Source organism: Pseudomonas sp. Irchel 3E20 (assembly GCF_900187645.1).
Classification (GTDB): Bacteria; Pseudomonadota; Gammaproteobacteria; order Pseudomonadales; family Pseudomonadaceae; genus Aquipseudomonas.
Genome location: NZ_FYEE01000013.1, coordinates 75,926 through 99,673 on the forward strand (window position 1 = coordinate 75,926; position 23,748 = coordinate 99,673).

The 23,748-nt window shown below is 63.4% G+C and carries 27 protein-coding genes; 4 read left to right on the forward strand and 23 right to left on the reverse strand.

Going from position 1 to position 23,748, the window contains the following annotated elements:
- Nucleotides 1-16: 16 nt before the first annotated feature.
- Nucleotides 17-841 (forward strand): ion transporter, encoded by an 825-nt coding sequence (locus CKW13_RS20785; RefSeq protein ID WP_095110651.1) that lies wholly within the window; start codon nucleotides 17-19, stop codon nucleotides 839-841.
- Nucleotides 842-947: 106 nt separating this feature from the next.
- Nucleotides 948-1,946: a sulfate ABC transporter substrate-binding protein gene (locus tag CKW13_RS20790; RefSeq protein ID WP_095110652.1), complete on the forward strand. Its 999-nt coding sequence runs from the start codon at nucleotides 948-950 to the stop codon at nucleotides 1,944-1,946.
- Nucleotides 1,947-2,094: 148 nt separating this feature from the next.
- Here the strand turns inward: CKW13_RS20790 and CKW13_RS20795 are convergent, their stop codons facing one another.
- The 10 genes from CKW13_RS20795 to ccmA form a co-directional block, all read right to left on the reverse strand.
- Nucleotides 2,095-2,502 carry a hypothetical protein gene (locus CKW13_RS20795; RefSeq protein ID WP_095110653.1) on the reverse strand — a complete coding sequence of 136 codons (408 nt, stop codon included), beginning with the start codon at nucleotides 2,500-2,502 and terminating at the stop codon, nucleotides 2,095-2,097.
- 14 nt (nucleotides 2,503-2,516) lie between these two features.
- Nucleotides 2,517-3,722, reverse strand: a complete 1,206-nt coding sequence (ccmI, locus tag CKW13_RS20800; protein ID WP_095110654.1) for a c-type cytochrome biogenesis protein CcmI — start codon at nucleotides 3,720-3,722, stop codon at nucleotides 2,517-2,519.
- Nucleotides 3,715-4,188 (reverse strand): cytochrome c-type biogenesis protein, encoded by a 474-nt coding sequence (locus CKW13_RS20805; protein ID WP_095110655.1) that lies wholly within the window; start codon nucleotides 4,186-4,188, stop codon nucleotides 3,715-3,717. The genes ccmI and CKW13_RS20805 overlap by 8 nt, the downstream gene beginning before the upstream one ends.
- Nucleotides 4,185-4,721, reverse strand: a complete 537-nt coding sequence (locus tag CKW13_RS20810) for a DsbE family thiol:disulfide interchange protein (RefSeq protein WP_095110656.1) — start codon at nucleotides 4,719-4,721, stop codon at nucleotides 4,185-4,187. Before CKW13_RS20810 ends, CKW13_RS20805 begins: the two co-directional genes overlap by 4 nt.
- Nucleotides 4,718-6,706 (reverse strand): heme lyase CcmF/NrfE family subunit, encoded by a 1,989-nt coding sequence (locus CKW13_RS20815; protein ID WP_095110657.1) that lies wholly within the window; start codon nucleotides 6,704-6,706, stop codon nucleotides 4,718-4,720. Before CKW13_RS20815 ends, CKW13_RS20810 begins: the two co-directional genes overlap by 4 nt.
- A gap of 3 nt (nucleotides 6,707-6,709) precedes the next feature.
- Nucleotides 6,710-7,168, reverse strand: coding sequence for a cytochrome c maturation protein CcmE (ccmE, locus tag CKW13_RS20820; protein ID WP_095110658.1), 459 nt, complete (start codon nucleotides 7,166-7,168; stop codon nucleotides 6,710-6,712).
- A complete protein-coding gene (gene ccmD / locus CKW13_RS20825; RefSeq protein ID WP_095110659.1) occupies nucleotides 7,165-7,341 on the reverse strand; it encodes a heme exporter protein CcmD in 177 nt (58 codons plus the stop codon). Before ccmD ends, ccmE begins: the two co-directional genes overlap by 4 nt.
- Nucleotides 7,338-8,093 carry a heme ABC transporter permease gene (locus CKW13_RS20830; RefSeq protein ID WP_095110660.1) on the reverse strand — a complete coding sequence of 252 codons (756 nt, stop codon included), beginning with the start codon at nucleotides 8,091-8,093 and terminating at the stop codon, nucleotides 7,338-7,340. Before CKW13_RS20830 ends, ccmD begins: the two co-directional genes overlap by 4 nt.
- Nucleotides 8,094-8,170: 77 nt before the next feature.
- Nucleotides 8,171-8,839: a heme exporter protein CcmB gene (gene ccmB, locus CKW13_RS20835; RefSeq protein WP_095110661.1), complete on the reverse strand. Its 669-nt coding sequence runs from the start codon at nucleotides 8,837-8,839 to the stop codon at nucleotides 8,171-8,173.
- The gene (gene ccmA, locus CKW13_RS20840; RefSeq protein WP_095110662.1) at nucleotides 8,836-9,480 is read right to left on the reverse strand and encodes a cytochrome c biogenesis heme-transporting ATPase CcmA; all 645 of its coding nucleotides are present in this window, start codon (nucleotides 9,478-9,480) and stop codon (nucleotides 8,836-8,838) included. Before ccmA ends, ccmB begins: the two co-directional genes overlap by 4 nt.
- 194 nt (nucleotides 9,481-9,674) lie before the next feature.
- Between ccmA and CKW13_RS20845 the strand changes: the two genes are divergently transcribed.
- Nucleotides 9,675-11,246 (forward strand): flagellar hook-length control protein FliK, encoded by a 1,572-nt coding sequence (locus tag CKW13_RS20845; protein ID WP_095110663.1) that lies wholly within the window; start codon nucleotides 9,675-9,677, stop codon nucleotides 11,244-11,246.
- A complete protein-coding gene (locus CKW13_RS20850) occupies nucleotides 11,243-11,572 on the forward strand; it encodes an EscU/YscU/HrcU family type III secretion system export apparatus switch protein (protein ID WP_095110664.1) in 330 nt (109 codons plus the stop codon). Before CKW13_RS20845 ends, CKW13_RS20850 begins: the two co-directional genes overlap by 4 nt.
- An 18-nt stretch (nucleotides 11,573-11,590) precedes the next feature.
- On the opposite strand, the gene CKW13_RS20855 is transcribed toward CKW13_RS20850, so the two are convergent.
- The 13 genes from CKW13_RS20855 to flhF all read right to left on the reverse strand — a co-directional run bounded on the left by CKW13_RS20855 (nucleotide 11,591) and on the right by flhF (nucleotide 23,747).
- The gene (locus CKW13_RS20855; RefSeq protein WP_095110665.1) at nucleotides 11,591-11,983 is read right to left on the reverse strand and encodes a DUF2802 domain-containing protein; all 393 of its coding nucleotides are present in this window, start codon (nucleotides 11,981-11,983) and stop codon (nucleotides 11,591-11,593) included.
- Nucleotides 11,984-12,466, reverse strand: coding sequence for a chemotaxis protein CheW (locus tag CKW13_RS20860; RefSeq protein ID WP_095110666.1), 483 nt, complete (start codon nucleotides 12,464-12,466; stop codon nucleotides 11,984-11,986).
- 80 nt (nucleotides 12,467-12,546) lie between these two features.
- The gene (locus CKW13_RS20865; protein WP_095110667.1) at nucleotides 12,547-13,389 is read right to left on the reverse strand and encodes a CheW domain-containing protein; all 843 of its coding nucleotides are present in this window, start codon (nucleotides 13,387-13,389) and stop codon (nucleotides 12,547-12,549) included.
- A 93-nt stretch (nucleotides 13,390-13,482) separates the two neighbouring features.
- Entirely contained in the window at nucleotides 13,483-14,271 is a 789-nt protein-coding gene (locus CKW13_RS20870; protein WP_095110668.1) for a ParA family protein, read from the reverse strand.
- 48 nt (nucleotides 14,272-14,319) lie between these two features.
- Nucleotides 14,320-15,210: a flagellar motor protein MotD gene (motD, locus tag CKW13_RS20875; protein ID WP_095110669.1), complete on the reverse strand. Its 891-nt coding sequence runs from the start codon at nucleotides 15,208-15,210 to the stop codon at nucleotides 14,320-14,322.
- Nucleotides 15,211-15,225: 15 nt separating this feature from the next.
- Nucleotides 15,226-15,966 carry a flagellar motor protein gene (locus tag CKW13_RS20880; RefSeq protein WP_095110670.1) on the reverse strand — a complete coding sequence of 247 codons (741 nt, stop codon included), beginning with the start codon at nucleotides 15,964-15,966 and terminating at the stop codon, nucleotides 15,226-15,228.
- Nucleotides 15,966-17,090 carry a chemotaxis response regulator protein-glutamate methylesterase gene (locus tag CKW13_RS20885; protein WP_095110671.1) on the reverse strand — a complete coding sequence of 375 codons (1,125 nt, stop codon included), beginning with the start codon at nucleotides 17,088-17,090 and terminating at the stop codon, nucleotides 15,966-15,968. The genes CKW13_RS20880 and CKW13_RS20885 overlap by 1 nt, the downstream gene beginning before the upstream one ends.
- A gap of 47 nt (nucleotides 17,091-17,137) precedes the next feature.
- Nucleotides 17,138-19,369, reverse strand: coding sequence for a chemotaxis protein CheA (locus CKW13_RS20890; RefSeq protein ID WP_095110672.1), 2,232 nt, complete (start codon nucleotides 19,367-19,369; stop codon nucleotides 17,138-17,140).
- Between the two features lie 14 nt (nucleotides 19,370-19,383).
- On the reverse strand, nucleotides 19,384-20,172 hold the full coding sequence (locus CKW13_RS20895; protein WP_095110673.1) for a protein phosphatase CheZ: 789 nt from the start codon (nucleotides 20,170-20,172) through the stop codon (nucleotides 19,384-19,386).
- A 30-nt stretch (nucleotides 20,173-20,202) separates the two neighbouring features.
- Complete coding sequence (locus CKW13_RS20900) at nucleotides 20,203-20,574, reverse strand: chemotaxis response regulator CheY (protein ID WP_003183998.1); 372 nt, start codon at nucleotides 20,572-20,574, stop codon at nucleotides 20,203-20,205.
- Nucleotides 20,575-20,741: 167 nt separating this feature from the next.
- The gene (gene fliA, locus CKW13_RS20905) at nucleotides 20,742-21,482 is read right to left on the reverse strand and encodes an RNA polymerase sigma factor FliA (protein ID WP_085716996.1); all 741 of its coding nucleotides are present in this window, start codon (nucleotides 21,480-21,482) and stop codon (nucleotides 20,742-20,744) included.
- The gene (gene fleN / locus CKW13_RS20910; RefSeq protein WP_095110674.1) at nucleotides 21,479-22,309 is read right to left on the reverse strand and encodes a flagellar synthesis regulator FleN; all 831 of its coding nucleotides are present in this window, start codon (nucleotides 22,307-22,309) and stop codon (nucleotides 21,479-21,481) included. Before fleN ends, fliA begins: the two co-directional genes overlap by 4 nt.
- Nucleotides 22,310-22,427: 118 nt before the next feature.
- Nucleotides 22,428-23,747 carry a flagellar biosynthesis protein FlhF gene (gene flhF, locus CKW13_RS20915; RefSeq protein WP_095110675.1) on the reverse strand — a complete coding sequence of 440 codons (1,320 nt, stop codon included), beginning with the start codon at nucleotides 23,745-23,747 and terminating at the stop codon, nucleotides 22,428-22,430.
- Between the last annotated feature and the right edge of the window lies 1 nt (nucleotide 23,748).

Consider the following 23,748-nt stretch of genomic DNA (forward strand, 5'->3'; position numbering starts at 1 on the left):
GTTTCAGGCGTAACCCATGGACAGCAACAAGCACTGGCGTGAACGGCTCTACGTCATGATTTTCCAGACCGACACCCAGGCCGGGCGGCGCTTCGACCAGAGCTTGCTGCTTATCATCCTGGCCAGCTTGGTGGTGGTGATCCTCGACAGCATCGACAGCATCCACCAGCACTACGCCGGGCTGTTGCAGGCCATCGAGTGGGGCTTCACCCTGGTTTTTGCCATCGAGTACGGCCTGCGCCTGTACTGCTCGCCCAAGCCGCTGCGCTATGCGTTCAGTTTCTATGGCCTGGTGGACCTGCTGGCCATCGTCCCCGGCATCCTCGCGCTGTACTACAGCGACGCCCAATACCTGCTGATAATCCGCATCATCCGCATGCTGCGTATCTTTCGCGTGCTCAAGCTCAGCCCTTACCTCAAGCAGGCCAACTACCTGCTCTCGGCCCTGCGCGGCAGCAAGCAGAAAATCATCGTGTTCCTGCTCAGTGTGTGCACCCTGGTGACCGTGTTCGGCACACTGATGTACGTGATCGAAGGCCCCGAGCACGGTTTCACCAGCATCCCCACCGGCATCTACTGGGCCATCGTCACCCTCACCACCGTGGGCTTTGGCGATATCGTGCCCAAGACCACCCTGGGCCAGATTATTTCGTCCCTGGTGATGATTACCGGTTACTCGATCATCGCCGTGCCCACCGGCATCTTCACCGCCGAACTGGCCAACGCCATGCGCGGTGAACAGCTGCAACACGACTGCCCGGTGTGCAAAAAGAACAGCCACGAACACGGCGCCGCATTTTGCTCGCGCTGCGGCAATGCACTGTTTAAGAAAATCGAATAAGCAAAGTTCTTTTTAATCTTTAAAGAGATATACCGCGCCGGCTATAGTCGATGGCAAAAGGCCCTTACCCCACCTCGAACACCCTGAATACAACAAGGAATGCGCAGTGAAAAAACTCTTTGGCGCCTCACTTCTGGCCGCTGGCCTGGCCCTGGGCAGCGTCGCCCAGGCCGCCCCTACCCTGCTCAACGTGTCCTATGACGTCATGCGCGACTTCTACAAGGACTACAACGCCGCCTTCCAGAAACACTGGAAAGCCGAGCACAACGAGAACATCACCCTGCAAATGTCCTTCGGCGGCTCCAGCAAACAAGCGCGCTCGGTGATCGACGGCCTGCCCGCCGACGTCATCACCATGAACATGGCCACCGACATCAACGCCCTGGCCTACAACGGCAAACTGGTTCCGGACAACTGGGTCACGCGCCTGCCAGACAACAGCGCGCCGTTCACCTCGGCCACCGTGTTCATCGTGCGCAAAGGCAACCCCAAAGCCCTCAAAGACTGGCCCGACCTGCTCAAGGACGGCGTGCAGGTGATCGTGCCCAACCCGAAAACCTCGGGTAACGGCCGCTACACCTACCTGTCCGCGTGGGGCTACGTGCTGAAAAACGGCGGCGACGAAAACAAGGCCAAGGACTTCGTCGGCAAACTGTTCAAGCAAGCGCCCGTGCTGGACACCGGCGGCCGCGCGGCCACCACCACCTTCATGACCAACCAGATCGGCGACGTCCTGGTGACCTTCGAGAACGAAGCCGAGATGATCGCCCGCGAATTCGGCCGCGACCAATTCGAGGTCGTCTACCCGAGCGTCTCCGCCGAAGCCGAGCCACCGGTGTCGGTCGTCGATAAAGTCGTCGACAAAAAAGGCACCCGCGCCGCTGCCGAGGAGTACCTCAAGTACCTGTGGTCCCCCGAAGGCCAGGAAATCGCCGCCAACAACTACCTGCGCCCACGGGACCCGAAAGTGCTGGCCAAGTACACCGACCGCTTCCCGAAAGTGGACTTCCTCTCCGTGGAAAAAACCTTCGGCGACTGGCGCACCGTGCAAAAGACCCACTTCAATGACGGTGGCGTGTTCGACCAGATCTATAGCGGCCAGTAACGCCACAGGCACGTAGCAAACGGGCTCGCCCGCGCTGGAGTGCGAAGCGCTCCCAAAATCGTCATCCACTCAAACATACGGACGACGGCTTTGGGGGCGGCTACGCCTCCCAGCGCGGGCGAGCCCGCTTGCTACAGGGGTTTTGAACTTACTGCGGATGCAACCGCCCCAACCCCGAGGGCACGCCGTGGACGTCGGTTTCTTCCCATGGGCCGTTGGGGCTGATGGCGCGGCTCCAGCCGTTGTTCCAGCGGTAGTAGGTGCGCTGGCGGTAGTAGGTGCCGGGTTGGTTGTCGAGGGCATAGACGCCGAGTTTGGCGTCCCAGTGGCTGTTGCCGCCCGGTGGCGGGGCGAAGCTGGCGGAGGTGCGCGGCACGGGTTTGGCAGGCGGGATGGGGGTCACGGGTTTGCCGGGGACTTTGGCCGGGGGCACCGGTTGGGTCGTGGGGCCGGCGGGTGGGATCGGCGGCAAGGGGCCCGGCGTGGGCCGCTGGACCGCACATGCGCTTAACCCTAAAACCAGACTGAGCAGGGTGAGGCGAGCGATGGCGGTCATGGGCGGCTTCTCTGTTATTGGTCCGGGCTGTCGATAGTCAGGTGTTGCGGCGCGGTGGTGCTGCTGGCCAGGGGCTTGCTGCGACCGATCCATTCGCCGGCAGTCGGTTGGCCGGCGCGGGAGACGCGCGCAACCAGTTGGACTTCAGGGAAGTTCGACAGTTTCAATTGCGGCATCATGGCGTCCGCGTCGCCCAGTTCGACGGTAACCGGCAGGTCGGCCACGGTCACCCGTTTGGCCGCCAGGGGCGCCGGAGGGCCGGAAGCGGCACGGGCGAAGATGAACACGCTGTCGCCCGGTTGCACCTTGGCCTTGAGTGCCGGCGCCAGGTCGACGCGGACCTTGAGCAACGCCCCGCCTACCGCTGCCGCAGGCGCCTTGGCAACCGTGCCGCCGTTGGCCTGCAACTTCTCGGTGGCACGCTCGATACCGCCCTGCAATGCCGCGCGCGAAGCGTCTTCGGCCGGCAGTTGGGCTTGCAGGCGCGTCCAGTAGTCGATGGCGTCCTGATAGCGTTCTGCTTCAAACGCGGCGATACCCAACAGGCCCAGGCTGGTGACTTCCTTAGGGTCGGCCTTCAGGGCTTCGTCGGTCAGGGCTTGCACCTTGTCCGACCATTTCTTGTTGTCGGCAAAATACTGCGCCTGCGCCCACTGCCCGAGCAGTTCCGGTTGGCGCCCGGCCACGGCCACGGTGCGCTCGAAGATCTTCGCCGCGTCGGCGGGACGGTCCTGGGCCATGTAGGTACGACCGAGGAAGTACAGGCCTTCGGCCGAATCCGGTTGCGCCGCCACGGCACGCTCCAGGCGCTGGGTCATGTCTTCCATGGACTGCGGCGCCTGGGCGAACTCGCGGGTCAATTCGACCTTGTCGGCGGCACCGAAATGCAGATAGAGGCCCAGGCCCAGCACGGGCACGAGGATGGCGGCGATCAGCGGTGCGGTCTTGCCCAGGCGCGACACCCGCGCCGTGTCGGCGCCCTCGGTGTCGGCCAGCAACTCACGGGCCGCTTCGGCGCGGCCGCTGGCCATTTGCGCGACGTCGAGCACGCCTTCCTCTTGTTGGCTGTGCAGTTCAGCCACGCGCTCTTGGTAAAGCGCCACGTTCAGCGCGGTACGATCCTCTTCACGTTGGGCACGACGGCCGCGTAGAACCGGGATCAGCAGAAAACTCAGGGCTACCAGTAGGAGCAGACCCGCAGCCAGCCAGAAATCAATCATTCGTGGTTTTATCCAAGAGGTGGTCGAGGCGCTTGCGCTCATCAGGGGAAAGGGTTTCGGGGGCACCGGGGCCCGCGCCGCGGCGGCGGCGCACGATCACGCCGATAATCACCAGCCCGCCCAGCAGCAACGCGGCGGGGCCGAACCAGAGCAGCGCGGTCTTGCCGGTCAACGGCGGGCGATAGCGCACGAAATCACCGTAGCGATCGACCATGAAGTCGATGATCTGCTGGTTGTCCTTGCCCTCGCCGAGCATGCGGAAAATTTCTTTGCGCAGGTCGGCGGCAATCGGCGCGTTGGAGTCGGCGATGTCCTGGTTCTGACACTTGGGGCAACGCAACTCCTTGGTCAGCTGGTGGAAGCGCTCACGCTCGCCGTCGTTGGCGAACTCGTAGGTGTCGATGGCGGCATGGGCGACGCTGGCGATGCCCAGGGCCAGCACGGCGGCGGTTAACCACGACTTCATGGCTTGGCCTCATCGACCAGGGCCTGGTACTTGGCGGCCAGTTGCTCACGCCAGATCACTTCGTCGATCACCCCCACGAACTTGTCGCGGATGATGCCCTTGGCGTCGATGAAGAAGGTTTCCGGTGCGCCGTAGACGCCCAGGTTCAGGCCCAGGTTGCCGTCTTCGTCGCGGATGTCCAGTTGGTAGGGGTTGTGGAATTCCTTGAGCCACTTCAAGGCGTCGGCGTTGACGTCCTTGTAGTTGACGCCGTAGATCACCACGCCCTGTTCGGCCAGTTTGTTCAGCACCGGGTGCTCGACCCGGCAGGAAATGCACCAGGTCGCCCAGACGTTGACCAGCGCCGGCTTGCCCTTGAGGTCGGCCTCGGTCAATTGGCGGTCACCCTGCACGTTGGGCAGGTTGAACGCCGGGAACGGCTTGCCGATCATGGCCGAGGGCAGCTCGGCCGGGTTCAAGTACAGGCCGCGGTAGAGGAACACTGCCACCACCAGGAACACTGCCAGGGGCAGCACCATCATCCAACGTCTCATGCCGCCGCTCCCGTCATGCCCAGGGCTTCGCGCACCTGGCTTTTGACCTTGACCCGATAACGCCGGTCCAGCGCCGCCAATACACCGCCCAGGCCGGTGAGCAGGCCACCGAACCAGATCCAGCGCACGAATGGTTTGACGTGGACCCGCACGGCCCAAGCGCCCTCGCCCAGGGGTTCACCGAGGGCGACGTAGATGTCGCGAGTGAAGCCTGCGTCGATGCCGGCCTCGGTCATGACCGAGTTCTGCACGGTGTACAGGCGTTTTTCCGGGTGCAGCACGGCAATTTCCTTACCGTTGCGCACCACGCGTACGGTGCCTTTGTCGGAGGTGAAATTCGGCCCTTCGTAGTGCTTGGCGCCGTCGAAAATGAAGTGATAACCGGCCAGGTCCATGGACTCGCCCGGCTCCAGGCGCAGGTCGCGCTCGGCGCTGTTCTGGCTCGACAACACCACGCCTAGGGCGCACACGGCGATGCCGATGTGGGCGATCTGCATGCCCCAGTAGCTGCGGGTCAGGCTCGGCAGGCCTTTGATAAGGCCTTTGTGGCGGGTCTTGTCGACAATATCGCGCACCCCGGCCAGCAGCACCCAGGCGGCGAGCATGAAGGTGGCCAGCACGGCCCAGTTGAAGTCGCCATAAGCCACGCCCGCCACCACCGCCAGCGCGGCGCTGCCCAGCAGCACCGGGGCGAGCATGCGCAGCAACCACTTGAGCGGAGTGTCTTTCCAACGCACCAGCACACCCACGGCCATGACCACCATCAGCAGGGCCATCAGCGGGATGAACAGCGCGTTGAAGTACGGCGGACCGACGGACATCTTGGCCCCGGTCAAAGCATCGAGCACCAGCGGGTACAGGGTGCCCAGCAGGATCATCGAAGCCGCCACCACGAGCACCAGGTTATTGCCCAGCAACAGCGTCTCGCGGGACCACAGGTTGAAGCCCACGTGGCTCTTGACCACGGGCGCGCGCAGGGCGAACAGGGTCAGCGAACCGCCGACCACAAACAGCAGGAACATCAGGATGAACACGCCCCGCTCCGGGTCGGAGGCAAAGGCATGCACCGAGGTCAGCACGCCGGAGCGCACCAGGAAGGTACCCAGCAGGCTCAGGGAGAACGCGGCGATGGCCAGCAACACGGTCCAGCTCTTGAACACACCACGTTTTTCGGTGACGGCCAGGGAATGGATCAGCGCCGTGCCCACCAGCCATGGCATGAAGGAGGCGTTTTCCACCGGGTCCCAGAACCACCAGCCGCCCCAGCCGAGTTCGTAGTAGGCCCACCACGAACCCAGGGTGATGCCGACGCCGAGGAAAGCCCAGGCCACGATCGTCCACGGCCGCGACCAACGGGCCCACGCCGCGTCCAGGCGCCCACCGAGCAAGGCGGCGATGGCGAAGGCGAAGGCCACGGAAAAGCCCACGTAGCCCATGTACAGCATCGGCGGGTGAACGATCAGGCCGATGTCCTGCAACAGTGGGTTGAGATCGCGGCCGTTGGCGGGGATCTGCGGCAGGATGCGCGCAAAGGGGTTGGAGGTGAGGATCAGGAAGCTGAGGAACCCGGTGCTAATCATCCCCATCACTGCCAGCACCCGAGCCAGCATCACCTGCGGCAACTGCCGGGAGAACACCGAGACCGCGAAAGTCCAGCCGCCGAGGATCAACGCCCACAGCAGCAGCGAGCCTTCGTGGGCGCCCCACACGGCGCTGAACTTGTAGTACCAGGGCAATGCGGTGTTGGAGTTACTGGCGACATACGCGACGGAAAAGTCGTCGGCCATGAAGGCATAGGTCAGGCAGCCAAACGAGAACGCCAGGAACGCGAACTGGCCCCACGCCGCCGGTTGGGCCAGGCCCATCCACATGCGGTCGCCGCGCCAGGCGCCGAGCAGCGGCACGATGGCCTGGACGATGGAAAAACACAGGGCCAGGATCATCGCCAAATGGCCCAGCTCAGGGATGTAGAGTGACGGGGTCATGGGTTAACCCTCCTTCTTCGCGGGAGCCGGTGCCGACTGGCCGCTGTCGTTGAGGGCCTTGGTGACTTCCGGGGGCATGTACTTCTCGTCGTGCTTGGCCAGCACTTCGTCGGCCACCACCACGCCTTGGGCGTTGAGCTTGCCCAGGGCGACGATGCCCTGGCCTTCGCGGAACAGGTCGGGGAGGATGCCGCGGTAGGTGATGGTCACGGATTTATTGAAGTCGGTGACGACAAAGCGCACGTCCAGCGAGTCGCCGGAGCGTTGCAGCGAACCTTCCTGCACCATGCCGCCGGCGCGGATGCGGGTGTCCTGCGGCGCTTCGCCATTGGCGATCTGGGTCGGGGTGTAGAACAGGTTGATGTTCTGTTGCAGGGCGCTCAAGGCCAGGCCGACGGCAGCGCCAACGCCCACCAGGATTGCGAGGATTATCAACAGACGCTTTTTACGCAGCGGATTCACTTACCGTTCTCCCGGCGCAGACGACGCGCCTCTTGTTGCAGATAACGCTTGCGGGCCAGGATCGGCGCCGCGACGTTGAGAGCCAGCACGGCAAAACAGATGCCGTAGGCCGACCAGACATACAGGCCGTGATGGCCCATGGCGAGAAAATCAGCGAAGGATGCAAAGTTCATCGCGCGCCCCCCAGGGTATCGAGCACATGGGCCTTGACCCAACTGGCGCGGGCTTCGCGCTTGAGCACTTCCAGGCGCATGCGCAGCAACAGCACGGCCCCGAAGAAGCAATAGAAACCCAGCACGGTCAACAGCAGCGGCGCCCACATTTCCACGGGCATGGCCGGTTTTTCGGTGAGGCTGAAGGTGGCGCCCTGGTGCAGGGTGTTCCACCACTCCACCGAGTACTTGATGATCGGGATGTTGATGACCCCGACAATCGCCAGCACCGCGCAGGCCTTGGCCGCGCTGTCACGATTGCTGATGGCGTTGCCCAGGGCAATCAGACCGAAGTACAGAAACAGCAGAATCAGCATGGACGTTAGTCGCGCATCCCACACCCACCACGAGCCCCAGGTCGGCTTGCCCCAGATGGCACCGGTGACCAGCGCCACGGCGGTCATCCACGCGCCGATGGGCGCGGCGCTTTGCAGGGCCACGTCCGCCAGCTTCATCTTCCACACCAGGCCGACAATGCCGCACACGGCGAGCATCACGTAGCAGGACTGGGCCAGCAAGGCGGCGGGCACATGGATGTAGATGATGCGAAAGCTGTTGCCCTGCTGGTAGTCCTGGGGCGCGAACGCCAGGCCCCAGACCGCACCAGCGCCAATCAGCAGCACCGCGGCCACGCTCAGCCAAGGCAGCATTTTGCCGCTGATGCCATAAAACCACTTGGGCGAGCCGAGCTTATGAAACCAAGTCCAGTTCATTACTGTTTCCATCACGGGTGCTCTTCGTCAGAGCGAGGAGCCAGGGTCTTTACTGGTCAAAAACTGACCAGACCTCATTATTCGCCGACACTGATCTTCAGGCCAGCGGCTATTGCAAAGGGTGTCAGGGTTACCGCCAGGGCGGTCAGGCTGCCAAGCCACAGCAGGTAACCCGTGGCCGGCATGCCTTGCAACGCCGCCTGCAAGGCGCCGCTGCCCAGGATCAACACCGGGATGTACAACGGCAGGATCAACAGCGCCAGCAGCAAGCCGCCGCGCTTCAAACCCACCGTCAGCGCCGCCCCCACCGCGCCGAGCAGGCTCAGCACCGGGGTGCCCAGCAGCAACGACAACAACAGGACCGGCAGGCACGCGGTCGGTAAACCGAGCATCAAGGCCAGCAAGGGCGCGAGCAAAACCAGTGCCAACCCGGAAAACGCCCAGTGTGCCAGTACCTTGGCTAAAACCAGAAGAGGTAGGGGGTGCGACGAAAGGACCCACTGTTCAAGGGAACCATCCTCGAAATCACTGCGAAAAAGCCCGTCCAGCGAGAGCAGGACGGACAAAAGGGCCGCTACCCAGACCAGCCCCGGAGACAAGGTTTGCAACAATTGAGTCTCGGGGCCGACCGCCAATGGGAACAGCGCCACCACAATGGCGAAAAACACCAGGGGGTTGGCCAGGTCCGCCGGGCGACGGAACAGCAACTGCGCTTCACGGGCCAACAACAGGCCAAAGACACTCATGGCCGACCTCCCAGGTAAACGCCCAGGTCGAGGTCGCGGTAACCCCGGGGCATGCGGCTGAGCGTGTGGTGGGTGGTGAGGATAACCATGCCACCCTGCTCGCAATGGCCGGCCAGGTGTTCTTCGAGCTGGGCCACGCCTTGCTTGTCGAGGGCGGTGAAGGGTTCGTCGAGAATCCACAACGGCGGGCCGTCCAGGTACAGCCGCGCCAGAGCCACGCGGCGCTTCTGCCCGGCGGACAGGGTGTGGCACGGCACATCCTCGAACCCACGCAGGCCCACCGCCGCCAACGCCTGCCAGATCGCCTCGCGGCCAACCGGTTGGTGCAGGGCACAGAGCCAACTGAGGTTTTCTTCGGCGCTGAGCAAGTCCTTGATGCCGGCGGCGTGGCCGATCCACAACAGGTTCTGCGCCAGTTCCGTGCGCTGGGCATTGAGGGGCTGGCCGTTGAGCAGGATCTGCCCGGCGGTAGGCTGCATCAACCCGGCCAGCAGGCGCAGCAGGCTGGTCTTGCCGCTGCCGTTGGGGCCGCTGATCTGCAACATATCGCCGCTGGCCAGACGCAGTTCGAGCTGTTCGAACAACATCCGCAAGTCGCGCTCACAGGCGAGCGCTACGGCTTCAAGGAAAGGGCTGGTCAAGAGATCACGGGCCTTTACGGTTCAAGTCGGCAGGGGAGCGGCCGTTAAAGTGCTACAGGATAAATGCAACGGCGGGCTGTTCTAGAGAGCTGCGTCAAAGTTTTGCGATGTTTTCGCCATGCCCTCCAAGACGGCCGGCATTATACATGCAGCGCCCTACACTAAAGAGGGCTATTTCCACAGGTTGCGACCCGATGACAGGCGACATGAACATCCTCCCGCTGCCCGCACCCGCCCCGGCCACCCCCCGGCCGGCGCTGATAAGTGGCGAATTGCTCAAGCTGTTGCAGCCGCTCGAAGGGCTGATTGCCCCCGGGCAGACCGCCAAGGCCGAGGTGCTGTCCCTCAAGCCGACCGACCAGAACTTCCAGTTGCTGCTCAAGGTCACCCTCGACGGCGGCCGCCAAACCACCGTACAAGCCACCAGCACCCAGCCGTTACCCCAAGGCACCCGCCTGGCGGTAAGCCAGCCGTCGGCGGGCAACCTGGCCATCACCGTGCAACAGGTGCAAGCGGCCAACGTTGCCACCCTCACCCGCCTCGACACCGCCCAACTGCCGGTGGGCACCCTGCTGCAAGGCAAGGTGCTGACCACCCAAGCACTGCCCCAGGCAGCGGGGCAACCGGCGGTGTTCCGCTCCATGGTCAGCCTGCTCAACAGTGCCCTGAGCGGCAGCACCCTGAGCATCGACAGCCCGCAGCCGCTACGCATCGGCAGCTTGCTCAGCGCACTGGTCCAGGGCAGCCAGACGCTGAGCTTCGTGCCCACCGCCGGGCGCCAGGAACAAATGGCCGTGGCCCAGCAGTTGCAAACCCAATTCAGCCGCCAGGCGTCCCTTGAAGGTGTGCTCACGGCACTGAAGAACCTGCCCGCCACCGCCACCGCTTCGGCCGAACTGCGCAGCGCCGCGCAAACCCTGCTGGCCGGCCTGCCCGACATCCAGCAACTGAGCAGCCCCAAAGGCCTGGCCCTGGCCCTGGCCAACAGCGGCGTGTTCCTGGAAGCCAAGCTGCTGGGCGGGCAAACCCCGGGCCTGGCCCCCGACCTCAAGGCCAACCTGCTGCGCCTGATCGGCCAGGCCCTGCCGCAACTGCCGGCCAGCACCAATTTCAACGCGATCATTGCTGGCAACACCCTGGCCCTGGCCTTGCCGAGCATGATCCGCGGGGCCCTAGGCACCCTCGGCCAGGTCAGCGCCAAGCCCCAGCCCAGCGGCTTCCCGCTGCCGTCGCGGCTGCTCGGTGGCGGTGAAGGCGAGGAAGACCTGGAACAACTGCTGCGCCTGGCCGCCGCCGCCGTCTCGCGCCTGCAAAGCCATCAACTGGCCAGCCTGGAACAGAGCCGCACCCTTCCCGACGGCACCGTGCTCAGCACCTGGCAACTGGAAATCCCCATGCGCACCTTGCAAGACATCGTGCCGCTACAGGTCAAGTTCCAGCGCGAAGACACCCCGGAAAAAGCCCCCGACGAGCACCGCCGCGAAGCCGAGCCCAAGCAACTGTTGTGGCGGGTGGACCTGGCTTTCGACATGGAGCCTCTAGGCCCGCTGCAAGTGCAGGCGCAGTTGAGCCAGGGCCGTTTGTCCAGCCAGTTGTGGGCCGAGCGGCCCTACACAGCGCAGCTGATTGAAAGCCACTTGGGCGGTTTGCGGGAGAAACTGCTGGCATCGGGGCTTAACGTCGGCGATCTGGATTGCCACCTCGGTGTGCCGCCCCAAGGCGCGCAAACCCGTCTCGAACAACGCTGGGTCGATGAAACCGCATGAGCCATCCCACTGAACCGCGCCAGGCCATCGCCCTCAAGTACGACGGCCAGCAAGCCCCGACCCTGACCGCCAAGGGCGACGACGCCTTGGCCGAAGCCATCATCAAGCTCGCCCAAGACTGCAACGTGCCGATCTATGAAAACGCCGAATTGGTGAAATTGCTCGCCCGCATGGAGTTAGGCGACAGCATCCCGGAGGAGCTGTACCGCACCATCGCCGAGATCATCGCCTTCGCCTGGGCCCTCAAAGGCAAGTTCCCGGCCGGCTACGACCCCGACGCCCCGCCCGTGGAGCGGGACGTGACAGCCCGAGGCGAGGACTACTGACGCTTGCTACAGCAGGCATCAGCTTTTGTGCAATTTGCTCATCAGCTCGGCCTCGGCCTGGGTCAAACCGCAGGACTGGGTGAGTTCATCGACGCTGGCGCCCATGCCCACCAGGCGCGCGGCCTGGGCAAAAGACAGGCTGGACGGGTCGCGCTGCTCCAGTTGGGTCAGCTTGTCGGGCAGCGGTGCCACTACCGCCCGCAACTCGTGCAGTGCCTCGCCCATGCGCACACTACCGTTCTGATAGTCGTCGACACGCTTGGCCAACTCCTTGATGCGCTGGTCGCGCAGCGCATCGCCCTGGGCCTGTTGCGCGGCGATGCCACGCTGGCTGCGGATGTACGCCACAAACATCGCCAGCGTGCCTGCCCAAAAGAGGAACAGGACAATCACAGCCACCTCAAGAATCAATCAGATGTTCTCCAGTTCCGACCATTCTTCTTCGCTCATCATTTTGTCCAGCTCAACCAGGATCAGCAGTTCGTTGTTCTTGTTGCACACGCCCTGAATGAACTTGGCCGACTCTTCGTTACCGACATTGGGTGCGGTCTCGATTTCCGACTGCCGCAGGTAAACCACTTCAGCCACGCTATCGACCATGATCCCGACCACTTGCTTGTCGGCTTCGATAATCACGATGCGCGTGTTGTCGCTGATCTCGGCGTTCATCAGGCCAAAGCGCTGGCGGGTGTCGATTACCGTGACCACGTTACCGCGCAGGTTGATGATGCCCAGCACATAGCTGGGCGCGCCCGGCACCGGGGCGATCTCGGTGTAACGCAGCACTTCTTGCACGCGCATCACGTTGATGCCGTACGTTTCGTTGTCCAGCTTGAAGGTCACCCATTGCAGGATCGGATCTTCGGAACTCTGTAGAGACGACGACTTATTCATACCCCTGACCCCTTAAAAAACCGTTGGTAACGGTGTGTGTTCTGTGCGGCCGCACCGGGGCGCGGCCTATTGTTTGTCGGTTATTTCGATTTGACGACCTGCATGTGCCTAGCCCCGCCGCTGGCGATCAACTCTGCCAGTTCGGCGACGTCGAGCAACGCGCACATGTGTTCGATCACGGTGCCCGCCAGCCACGGCCGTTGGCCACGGTGGGTGCGCCACTTGATTTCATTAGGGTTCAAGCGCAGCGAACGGCTGACCTGATGCACCGCCAGCCCCCATTCATAGCCCTGAACCGAGATCACGTATTGCAGGCCCTGGCGAAAGTCGTCGCGATAGCGATCAGGCATCACCCAGCGCGCGGTGTCCAGCACCTTCAGATTGCCGGCCTGGCTGGGCAGGATGCCGAGGAACCATTCCGGCTGGCCGAACAGCGGTGTCAGCTCTTGCCCGGCCAGGGAGTAGATCGAACCCAGGCACACCAACGGCACCGCCAGGGTCAGCCCGGCCACGTCAAACAGCAGGCACTCGAACGGCTCGGCGGCCCACGCCGGGCGCCCGTCGCCTTCCGTCGGCGGCGGGGTCTGGCTGGGCGGCAGGTGCACTTCGGCCACCGGCACCACCAGGTTCTGCAACAGCGGCGCCACCGGCGATACCGAGGCCAACACCGGCGCGGGCGCTTCCCGTACGGCCACGGCCACCGGCGCCGCAACGGCTGGCGCGCGGGCCTTTTCGGCGTCGCGGGCCTGTTCTTCGAGCACGGCGGCCTGGAACTCATCCAGAGCGGCCTCGACCTCGACGACGGTTTCCAGCACCACGGCCGCCGGCGTCAGTTCTTCCTCGGTGGCGTCTTGCAGCAACGCGTCCAGGTAGGATTGCAGCGCCAGTTGCGGGCGGGTCTTGAGCTCGACAGGACGATTCATGTGTATGCCCATGGGCCAAGCCTGTCACTGATAGATGTAAAGGTTATCGGCCGGATAGCGCTGGGGCTTGAATGGACGGCTGCGTGCTTCATCTCACGCCACCTGCGCCACAAGTTGTTGGGCCAGCAAATGCTTGAGCAGCGCCCGGTAGGCCAGCACGCCACGGCTTTTGCCGTCGAATTGCGAAGGCGTGACCCCGGCCCGGCTAGCGTCGCGCAGGCGCGTGTCCACCGGGATGTAGCCTTGCCAGATATCGTCGGGGTACAGGTCGCGCAACACCCGCAATGTACCCAGGGATGCCTGGGTGCGGCGGTCGAACAAGGTTGGCACGATGCTGAACGGCAACGCTTGTTTGCGCGAGCGGTTAATCATCGCCAGGGTGTTGACCATGCGCTCCAGGCCCTTGACCGCCAGGTGTTCGGTTTGCACCGGGATCACCAGTTGCTGGCTTGCCGCCAGGGCGTTGACCATCAGCACCCCGAGCAACGGCGGGCTGTCGATGATCGCGTAATCGAAATCCTGCCACAGCTGCGCCAGGCTCTTGGCGATCACCAGGCCCAGGCCGCTCTGCCCCGGCGATTGGCGCTCAAGGGTGGCCAGCGCCGTGCTGGAGGGCAACAGCGAGATGCGCTCGTCGCTGGTGGACAGCAGCAACTGCCCCGGCAAGCCGTCGGGCACACTGCCTTTGTGCAGGAACAGGTCGTAGCAACTGTGCTCCAACTGGTCGGGGTCGTAACCGAAGTAACTGGTCATCGACCCGTGGGGGTCGAGATCGACCACGACCACGCGCTTGCCGGCTTCGGCCAGCAACCCGGCCAAGGCGATGGAACTGGTGGTTTTACCAACACCACCCTTTTGATTGGCGACTGCCCAGACTCTCATTCAGATGGTTCCTCCCGGTCGAATAGGCTCAACCGAGACATAGCGCATTTATAGGGCGGGTGACGGAGAATTGACGGCGCTCTCGCGTCCCGGCGACTTAACAGGCGGCGGTGCAGTTTGTGTGCCAGCACGCTTGAGCGCGGCGTCCGGTTGCGCCTTGGCGGTTCCGGTGCCGGTCAGGCTGCGGCGTACATCCAGGTTGCGCGACACCACCAGCACCGCGCGGCGGTTGCGGGCGCGGCCTTCGGCGGTGGCGTTGTTGGCCACGGGCTGGAACTCGCCATAGCCCACCGACGCCATGCGCCCGGGGTTTACACCCTGCATGGCGAGCATGCGCACGATGCTCGACGAGCGGGCCGAGGACAGTTCCCAGTTGGAGGGATAGAGCGCGGTGTGGATCGGCTGGTCATCGGTGAAGCCTTCGACGTGGATCGGGTTATCGAAGGGTTTGAGGATGGCCGCCACCTTGTCGATGATGGTGAACGCCACATCGCTGGGCATGGCGTCGCCGCTGCCGAACAACAGGCTGGAACTCAATTCGATTTCTACCCACAACTCGTTGCCGCGCACCGTCATCTGGTTGCTACTAATCAGGTCGCCAAACGCGGCGCTGATGTCATCGGCAATGGACTTGAGCGGATCGTTGCTGCCCTGGCCGATGCCGGCGTCGAGCTGGTCGCTGTCTTTGACCAGGGGCTGGGCCGGGGTCACGGTCTTGGCCCGTTCGTCGCCGATCTGGATCGGCCGCAGGGCACGGTCCGAGTCGGTGAACACCCCCACCAGCGCTTCGGAAATGACCTTGTACTTGCCTTCGTTGATCGACGAAATGGAGTACATCACCACGAAAAACGCGAACAGCAAGGTGATGAAGTCCGCGTAGGACACCAGCCAGCGTTCGTGGTTGACGTGTTCTTCAGGTTGGCGGCGACGACGGCTCACGGTGCATTCCCCCCATCAGTCCATGAAGCCTTGCAGCTTCAGCTCAATGGAGCGCGGGTTCTCGCCCTCGGCAATCGAGAGGATGCCTTCGAGCAGCATTTCCCGGTAACGGGACTGGCGCAGGGCTATCGACTTGAGCTTGCTGGCGATCGGCAGTAGCACCAGGTTGGCACTGGCCACGCCGTAGATGGTGGCGACGAAGGCCACGGCAATACCGCTGCCCAGTTGGGTCGGGTCGGCCAGGTTGCCCATCACGTGGATCAGGCCCATCACCGCGCCGATGATGCCGATGGTCGGCGCGTAGCCGCCCATGCTTTCAAAGAACCGCGCCGCTTCGATGTCGCGGCTTTCCTGGGTGTAGAAATCCACTTCCAAAATGCTGCGGATGGCCTCTGGCTCGGCGCCGTCGACCAGCAGTTGCAGGCCTTTGCGCGAGTAGTCATCGGGTTCGGCGTCGGCCACCCCTTCAAGCCCCAGCAAACCTTCCTTGCGCGCGGTCAGGCTCCAGTTGACGACACGGTCGATGCCGCCGGCCAGGTCAACCCGCGGCGGAAAGAGGATCCAGCCGACAATCTGCATGGCGCGCTTGAACGCGCTCATGGGCGATTGCAGCAACGCCGCGCCAATGGTCCCGCCCAGCACGATCAGCGCCGCCGGGCCGTTGGCCAACGCACTCAGGTGGCCACCTTCGAGGTAGTTGCCACCGATGATGGCGATAAACGCCATGATGATCCCGATTAGGCTCAGTACATCCATCAGATACACGCCTCGACCAGATGCCTGCCGATGTCGTCCAGGCCATACACCGCGTCAGCCAGGTCCGCTTTGACGATGGCCATCGGCATGCCGTAGATCACACAACTGGCCTCGTCCTGGGCCCAGACCGAACTGCCGCCCTGCTTGAGCAGGCGCGCGCCTTCGCGGCCGTCCGCGCCCATGCCGGTGAGCACCACCGCCAGAACTTTGTCGCCGTAGGACTTGGCCGCCGAACCAAAGGTGATATCCACGCACGGCTTGTAGTTCAAGCGCTCGTCACCCGGCAGGATTTTCACCGTGCCACGGCCATCGACCATCATCTGCTTGCCGCCCGGGGCCAGCAGCGCCAGGCCCGGACGCAGGATGTCGCCATCCTCGGCTTCCTTGACGCTGATGCGGCACAGCTTGTCCAGGCGCTCGGCGAAAGCCTTGGTGAAGGCCGCCGGCATGTGCTGGATCAGCACGATGGGCGCCGGGAAGTTGCCCGGCAGTTGGGTCAACACCCGCTGCAAGGCAACCGGCCCGCCGGTGGAGGTACCAATGGCCACCAACTTGTAGGCTTTGCGCTTGGGCGCCGGCGAACTCGGCGCGGCGGCCGGCGCAACACGGGCCGGCACGGGTGCCGGGGCGCTGCGCACGGGCGCGCTGGCGCCGTAGCTGCTGGGCGCGGGGGCCGCAGCGGCAACTGGCTGGGGCGCGGGTGCGCTGTAAGCGCTAAAACGGCGGTTACTGCGCGAGATGGTATGGACCTTCTCGCACAGCATCTGCTTGACCTTCTCGGGGTTGCGCGAGATGTCTTCGAAATTTTTGGGCAGGAAGTCCACCGCGCCGGCATCCAGCGCATCCAGGGTCACCCGGGCGCCTTCGTGGGTCAGCGAGGAAAACATCAAGACCGGTGTAGGGCAGCGCTGCATGATGTGCCGCACTGCGGTGATGCCATCCATCATCGGCATCTCGTAGTCCATGGTGATGACGTCTGGCTTGAGGGCCAGCGCCTGATCGATCGCCTCTTTGCCGTTGGTCGCCGTGCCGACGACCTGGATATTGGAATCCGCTGAAAGAATTTCCGAGACGCGGCGGCGGAAGAAACCCGAATCATCCACCACCAGGACCTTGACTACCATAAACACTCCGTTAGGCGGGGCGAGGCAATCGCCCGGCCCCACCAGAATCAAATACGCCGTGCGGCGTAACGCTTGAGCATGCTCGGAACATCGAGAATCAGGGCGATGCGGCCGTCACCGGTAATGGTGGCGCCGGACATGCCCGGGGTGCCCTGGAGCATCTTGCCCAAAGGCTTGATGACCACTTCTTCCTGGCCCACCAATTGATCGACCACAAAGCCGATGCGCTGGGTGCCCACCGACAGGATCACCACGTGGCCCTCGCGCTGCTCTTCATGGGCGGCGGACGCCACCAACCAGCGCTTGAGGTAGAACAGCGGCAACGCCTTGTCGCGCACGATCACCACTTCCTGGCCATCGACCACGTTGGTGCGCGACAGGTCCAGGTGGAAGATCTCGTTGACGTTGACCAGAGGGAAGGCGAATGCCTGGTTGCCCAGCATGACCATCAGGGTCGGCATGATCGCCAGGGTCAACGGCACCTTGATGACGATCTTCGAGCCCTGGCCCTTGGTCGAGTAGATGTTGATGGAGCCGTTGAGCTGGGAAATCTTGGTTTTCACCACATCCATGCCCACGCCACGGCCCGACACGTCGGAAATCTCGGTCTTGGTCGAGAAGCCCGGAGCGAAGATCAGGTTGTAGCACTCGGTATCGCTCAGGCGATCGGCTGCGTCCTTGTCCATCACCCCCCGCTTGACCGCGATGCCCCGCAGGATGTTCGCGTCCATGCCTTTGCCGTCATCGGAAATCGACAGCAGGATATGGTCGCCTTCCTGTTCGGCGGCCAGGATCACCCGGCCCAGGCGTGCCTTGCCCGACTCTTCGCGCTCCTGGGGCGACTCGATACCGTGGTCGACCGCGTTGCGCACCAAGTGGACCAGCGGGTCGGCCAGGGCTTCGACGAGGTTTTTGTCCAGGTCGGTTTCTTCGCCCACCAGCTCCAGGCTGATCTCTTTCTTGAGCTGGCGCGCCAGGTCACGAACCAGGCGCGGGAAGCGCCCGAAGACCTTCTTGATCGGCTGCATGCGGGTTTTCATCACCGCGGTCTGCAGGTCGGCGGTCACCACGTCCAGGTTGGAAACGGCCTTGGACATGGCTTCGTCGCCGCTGTTCAGGCCCAGGCGCACCAGGCGGTTACGCACCAACACCAGTTCGCCCACCATGTTCATGATTTCGTCCAGGCGCGCGGTATCGACGCGCACCGTGGTTTCCGCTTCGCTGGCCTGTTTTTCCGCCGGCGCGGCAGCGGCGGCACGGGCCGGCGCGGGGGCTGCAGCCCTGGCCGCCGGGGCTGGGGCTGGCGCCGCTGCTGCTGCAGGTGCGGGCGCCGGGGCGGCCTTGGCCACGGGGGCCGCGACAGCCGCCGCAACCGCTGGGGTCTCGGCGCTGAACTTGCCTTTGCCGTGCAGCTCGTCGAGCAGGGATTCGAATTCGTGATCGGAAATCAGATCGCCGCCCACCGCAGCGGCCGTCGCCGCAGGCGCAGGTTTGGCGTCGGCGATAGCACTTTCCAGGGCATCGACGGCAAAGTTGCCCTTGCCATGCAACTGGTCGAGCAGTGCTTCGAACTCGTCGTCGGTGATGTCGGTGCTGGCCGCCGCTGGTGCAGCGGCGGCAGGTTCGGCGGCGGGCGCCACGGCGTCCACGGCGAACTGGCCCTTGCCATGCAGTTGGTCAAGCAGGGACTCGAACTCGGCATCGGTAATGTCATCGCTGCCACCCGCCGCCACGGCGGCGGGCGCCGGCGCTTCGGCCTGGGCCTTGACCGCATTGAGCGAGTCCAGCAGTTGCTCGAATTCGTTGTCGGTAATGTCGCCGCCGGCGCTTTCAGGCTCGGCCGCAGCCGGGGCCGGGGCCGGTTCAGCCGCAGGCGCAGGCTGGTCGGTGGCTGGCAGCGCCAGGCGTGCCAGGGCTGCCAGCAGTTCCGGCGTAGCAGCGGTGATCGCAGAGCGCTCACGCACTTGGCTGAACATGCCGTTGACCGCGTCCAGGGCTTCGAGAACCACGTCCATCAGTTCCGAGTCGACGCGCCGTTCACCCTTGCGCAGGATGTCGAACACGTTCTCGGCGATGTGACAGCACTCCACCAGCTCATTGAGCTGGAGGAAGCCGGCGCCCCCTTTTACAGTGTGAAAACCGCGAAAAATTGCATTGAGCAAGTCCGCATCATCCGGTCGGCTTTCCAGCTCGACCAGTTGTTCGGACAGCAACTCAAGAATCTCGCCGGCCTCAACCAGGAAATCCTGAAGGATCTCTTCATCGGCGCCGAAGCTCATTTTTGTGGGTGCTCCTAGAATCCAAGACTGGAAAGCAAATCGTCTACATCGTCCTGACCGGACATAACGTCTTCACGTTTATCGGCATGAATCTGCGGACCTTCACCCTGCGCCAGGTGTTTTTGTGGATCTTTTTGCGCCAGGATCTCGTCGCGGTCATGCTCGATGCCCGCAAACCGGTCGACCTGGCTGGCCATCAGCACCAGCTTGAGCAAGTTGCTTTCGACTTCCGTGACCAGTTGTGTCACCCGCTTGATGACCTGGCCGGTGAGGTCCTGGTAATCCTGGGCCAGCAGAATGTCGTTGAGGTTGCCCGACACCACGCGTGTTTCTTTCTCGCTGCGGGCCAAAAAAACCTCGACCCGGCGCGCCAGATCGCGAAACTCTTCGGCACCCACTTCGCGGCGCATGAAACGTGCCCAGTCCGCGCTCAGGGCCTGGGCGTCGTGGCCCAAGCCGTTGACCAGCGGCGTGCTGTTTTCCACCAGGTCCATGGTGCGATTGGCCGCAGCCTCGGTCAGCCTGACAACATAACCCAGGCGTTCAGTGGCATCCGTGATCTGGGACACTTCTTCGGCTTGCGGCATGTGCGGGTCGATCTGGAAGTTGACGATGGCGCTGTGCAATTCGCGCGTCAGCTTGCCGACTTCCTGGTACAGGCCGCGGTCACGGGTCTGGTTGAGCTCATGGATCAGTTGCACCGCGTCGCCGAACTTGCCTTTTTCAAGGCTTTCGACCAATTCGTGGGCATGTTTTTTCAGAGTCGATTCAAAATCGCCCTGCGATGATTCGTTATGCTCCATAGCGCCCCCGTGGCGGACTGGCTTCGCGCATCAACCGATGCGTTCGAAGATTTTTTCAATCTTTTCTTTCAACGCCTGGGCCGTGAAGGGTTTGACTACATAGCCGTTCACCCCGGCCTGGGCTGCTTCGATGATCTGTTCGCGCTTGGCTTCAGCGGTGACCATCAACACCGGCAGGTGCTTGAGTTTTTCGTCGGCGCGCACATGGCGCAGCAAGTCGATACCGGTCATGCCAGGCATGTTCCAGTCCGTCACCAGAAAGTCGATGCTGCCGCTGTTGAGCACAGGGATGGCGGTAGTGCCGTCGTCTGCCTCGACCGTGTTGGTGAACCCAAGGTCACGCAACAGGTTTTTTATGATCCGCCGCATCGTTGAGAAGTCATCAACGATGAGGATTTTCATGTTCTTGTCCAATTCGACCTCCAAGCAGTCTTAAACGCATCCAGCACCTGGACACGCCATTTCATCAATCAGGCTGGGCACTCACCGGCGACATGGAGCAAAACGAGCCGAGACCGGTACGGCGCTACGCCGTACCGGCCCCGTTCGCAGAGCCCCCACACTGCCTGTCAGCGCGCTCGCCACTCCCCCAAACGCCCCCGCAAGCGGGCCGCGCACTGGCTGTGTAACTGGCTGACCCGCGATTCGCTGACCCCCAGGACCTCACCGATTTCCTTGAGGTTCAGCTCTTCGTCGTAGTACAGCGCCAAGACCAGTCGCTCACGCTCCGGCAAATTGGCAATCGCGTCCGCCAGCGCAGCCTGGAAGCGCTCGTCTTCCAGGTCGCGCGACGGCTCCAGATGAGCACTCGCGCCATCCTCGTGCAGCCCTTCATGCTCGCCGTCCTGCAAGAGGTCGTCGAAGCTGAACAGGCGACTGCCCAAGGTGTCGTTCAAAATCCCGTAATAATCATCGAGGCTCAATTGGAGTTCGGCCGCAACCTCGTGATCTTTAGCGTCACGACCGGTTTTAGCTTCAATTGAGCGAATGGCATCACTGACCATCCGGGTGTTGCGGTGTACCGAACGGGGGGCCCAGTCGCCTTTACGCACCTCATCGAGCATCGCGCCGCGGATACGAATCCCCGCGTAGGTCTCGAAGCTGGCGCCCTTGCTGGCGTCGTACTTGGTCGAGACTTCAAGCAAACCGATCATCCCGGCCTGGATCAGGTCTTCGACCTGGACGCTGGCGGGCAGGCGTGCCAGCAGGTGGTAAGCAATGCGCTTGACCAAGGGCGCGTAGCGCTCGATCAATTCGTATTGGCTGTCACGCGCCGACTTCTTGTAAAGGTTGTAGCCGCTGGCTGTCATAGCACAGGTCCCGCCGTTTGATGCACAAGCCGCTCGACAAAAAACTCCAGATGCCCGCGCGGGTTAGCGGGCAGTGGCCAGGTATCGACCTTCTGGGCGATGGCTTTGAACGCCAGTGCGCACTTGGAACGAGGGAACGCTTCGTAGACTGCACGCTGCTTTTGCACAGCCTTGCGTACGCACTCGTCGTAGGGAACCGCACCGACGTATTGTAAGGCGACGTCCAGGAAGCGATCAGTGACCTTGGTCAACTTAGCGAACAGGTTGCGCCCTTCCTGCGGGCTCTGGGCCATGTTGGCCAGTACGCGGAAGCGGTTCATGCCGTAGTCGCGGTTGAGCAGTTTGATAAGGGCGTAGGCGTCGGTGATGGAGGTGGGTTCGTCGCACACCACCAGCAGCACTTCCTGGGCCGCGCGCACGAAACTGACCACCGACTCGCCGATCCCGGCGGCCGTGTCGATCACCAGCACGTCGAGGTTGTCGCCGATGTCGCTGAACGCCTGGATCAGGCCGGCATGCTGGGCCGGGCTCAGGTGCACCATGCTCTGGGTGCCCGAGGCGGCCGGCACGATGCGGATCCCGCCGGGGCCCTGGAGCAGCACGTCGCGCAGCTCACAGCGCCCCTCGATCACATCGGCCAGGGTGTGTTTGGGGGTCAGCCCCAGTAGAACGTCGACGTTCGCCAGGCCCAGGTCGGCGTCCAGCAGCATGACGCGTCGGCCAAGCTCCGCCAGAGCCAGGGACAAGTTCACTGACACGTTAGTCTTCCCGACGCCACCTTTGCCGCCGGTCACCGCGATCACCTGTACGGGATGCATGCTGCCCATGTTCTTTCTATACCTTGTCTTACTTAGACGGAGGCCACATAACTGGCTGCGCGTTCACCGTTGGAACAATGCGTGGCAGGCCATCGATGTAGGTTCACTGCAATCTATTCATTAAACCTCAGCCGACCTGCTTGGCCGGGCTGTGGTAAAGGTCAGCGAACATGTCAGCCATGGCTTCTTCGCTGGGTTCTTCCTGCATTTGCACACTTACGGCACGGCTGACCAATTGGTGGCGGCGCGGCAAGTGCAAGTCATCGGGAATACGCGGCCCATCGGTCAGATAGGCCACCGGTAATTCATGGCTGATAGCCAGGCTCAACACCTCGCCCAGGCTCGCCGTCTCGTCCAGCTTAGTCAGAATGCAGCCAGCCAGCCCGCAACGCTTGTAACTGTGGTACGCGGCGGTCAGCACTTGCTTCTGGCTGGTGGTGGCCAGCACCAGGTAGTTCTTGGAGCGGATGCCGCGCCCGGCCAGGCTTTCCAACTGCATGCGCAGGGCCGGGTCGCTGGCCTGCAGGCCGGCGGTGTCGATCAGCACCACGCGCTTGCGCAGCAGCGGGTCGAGGGCTTGCGCCAGGGACTGGCCCGGATCGACATGGGTCACCGAGACGTTGAGGATGCGGCCCAAAGTCTTGAGCTGCTCCTGGGCGCCGATGCGGTAGCTGTCCATGCTCACCAGGGCGATGTTCTGCGCGCCGTACTTGAGCACGTAACGGGCCGCCAATTTGGCCAGGGTGGTGGTCTTGCCCATGCCGGCGGGGCCGACCATAGCAATCACCCCCCCCTCTTCCAGGGGTTCGATTTCCGGCGTGGCGATCATGCGCGCCAAGTGCGCCAACAGCATGCGCCAGGCCTGGCGAGGTTCGTCGAATTCGGTAATCAGGGCCAGCAAGTCACGCGACAGCGGCCCGGACAAGCCGATGCGCTGCAGGCGCCGCCACAGGTTGGCCTGCTGCGGGCGGCTGCCTTGCAACTGGTTCCAGGCCAGGGAGCCGAGCTGCACTTCCAGCAGTTCGCGCAGGCCATTGAGTTCAAAGCGCATGGAGTCGAACGCGCGCTGGTCCACCGACTGCGAGGCCGGGGCCACCGGCGCCGGGCGTGGCGGCTCGACGAAGGTCGGTTCGATCAGCGGTTCGGCGGCAGTCAGCGGCAGGCCGGCGAACAACTGGCGATTGGTGCTCGGGTCGCCGTCGCCACGCAGGCTCAATTCGGCCTGGGCGGTCACGATGCGCGACTGGGTCTTGCGCAGTTCGTCTTCGAGCTCGATGTTCGGCACGCGCGGGGCCAGGGCCGACAGTTTGTAATCCAGGGCAGCCGTCAGCTCGACACCGCCAGCGATCCGCCGGTTGCCGATGATGGCCGCATCCGCGCCCAGCTCATCACGCACCAGTTTCATGGCCTGACGCATATCGGCGGCGAAAAAACGCTTCACTTGCATA

Coding starts and splice junctions, on each gene's coding strand:
- CKW13_RS20785 (WP_095110651.1), top strand. CDS start 17: ATGGACAGCAACAAGCACTGGCGTGAACGGCTCTACGTCATGATTTTC.
- CKW13_RS20795 (WP_095110653.1), bottom strand. CDS start 2,502: ATGACCGCCATCGCTCGCCTCACCCTGCTCAGTCTGGTTTTAGGGTTA.
- ccmI (WP_095110654.1), bottom strand. CDS start 3,722: ATGATTGATTTCTGGCTGGCTGCGGGTCTGCTCCTACTGGTAGCCCTG.
- CKW13_RS20805 (WP_095110655.1), bottom strand. CDS start 4,188: ATGAAGTCGTGGTTAACCGCCGCCGTGCTGGCCCTGGGCATCGCCAGC.
- CKW13_RS20810 (WP_095110656.1), bottom strand. CDS start 4,721: ATGAGACGTTGGATGATGGTGCTGCCCCTGGCAGTGTTCCTGGTGGTG.
- CKW13_RS20815 (WP_095110657.1), bottom strand. CDS start 6,706: ATGACCCCGTCACTCTACATCCCTGAGCTGGGCCATTTGGCGATGATC.
- ccmD (WP_095110659.1), bottom strand. CDS start 7,341: ATGAACTTTGCATCCTTCGCTGATTTTCTCGCCATGGGCCATCACGGC.
- CKW13_RS20830 (WP_095110660.1), bottom strand. CDS start 8,093: ATGAACTGGACTTGGTTTCATAAGCTCGGCTCGCCCAAGTGGTTTTAT.
- ccmB (WP_095110661.1), bottom strand. CDS start 8,839: ATGAGTGTCTTTGGCCTGTTGTTGGCCCGTGAAGCGCAGTTGCTGTTC.
- CKW13_RS20845 (WP_095110663.1), top strand. CDS start 9,675: ATGACAGGCGACATGAACATCCTCCCGCTGCCCGCACCCGCCCCGGCC.
- CKW13_RS20850 (WP_095110664.1), top strand. CDS start 11,243: ATGAGCCATCCCACTGAACCGCGCCAGGCCATCGCCCTCAAGTACGAC.
- CKW13_RS20860 (WP_095110666.1), bottom strand. CDS start 12,466: ATGAATAAGTCGTCGTCTCTACAGAGTTCCGAAGATCCGATCCTGCAA.
- CKW13_RS20865 (WP_095110667.1), bottom strand. CDS start 13,389: ATGAATCGTCCTGTCGAGCTCAAGACCCGCCCGCAACTGGCGCTGCAA.
- CKW13_RS20870 (WP_095110668.1), bottom strand. CDS start 14,271: ATGAGAGTCTGGGCAGTCGCCAATCAAAAGGGTGGTGTTGGTAAAACC.
- CKW13_RS20880 (WP_095110670.1), bottom strand. CDS start 15,966: ATGGATGTACTGAGCCTAATCGGGATCATCATGGCGTTTATCGCCATC.
- CKW13_RS20885 (WP_095110671.1), bottom strand. CDS start 17,090: ATGGTAGTCAAGGTCCTGGTGGTGGATGATTCGGGTTTCTTCCGCCGC.
- CKW13_RS20890 (WP_095110672.1), bottom strand. CDS start 19,369: ATGAGCTTCGGCGCCGATGAAGAGATCCTTCAGGATTTCCTGGTTGAG.
- CKW13_RS20895 (WP_095110673.1), bottom strand. CDS start 20,172: ATGGAGCATAACGAATCATCGCAGGGCGATTTTGAATCGACTCTGAAA.
- CKW13_RS20900 (WP_003183998.1), bottom strand. CDS start 20,574: ATGAAAATCCTCATCGTTGATGACTTCTCAACGATGCGGCGGATCATA.
- fliA (WP_085716996.1), bottom strand. CDS start 21,482: ATGACAGCCAGCGGCTACAACCTTTACAAGAAGTCGGCGCGTGACAGC.
- fleN (WP_095110674.1), bottom strand. CDS start 22,309: ATGGGCAGCATGCATCCCGTACAGGTGATCGCGGTGACCGGCGGCAAA.
- flhF (WP_095110675.1), bottom strand. CDS start 23,747: ATGCAAGTGAAGCGTTTTTTCGCCGCCGATATGCGTCAGGCCATGAAA.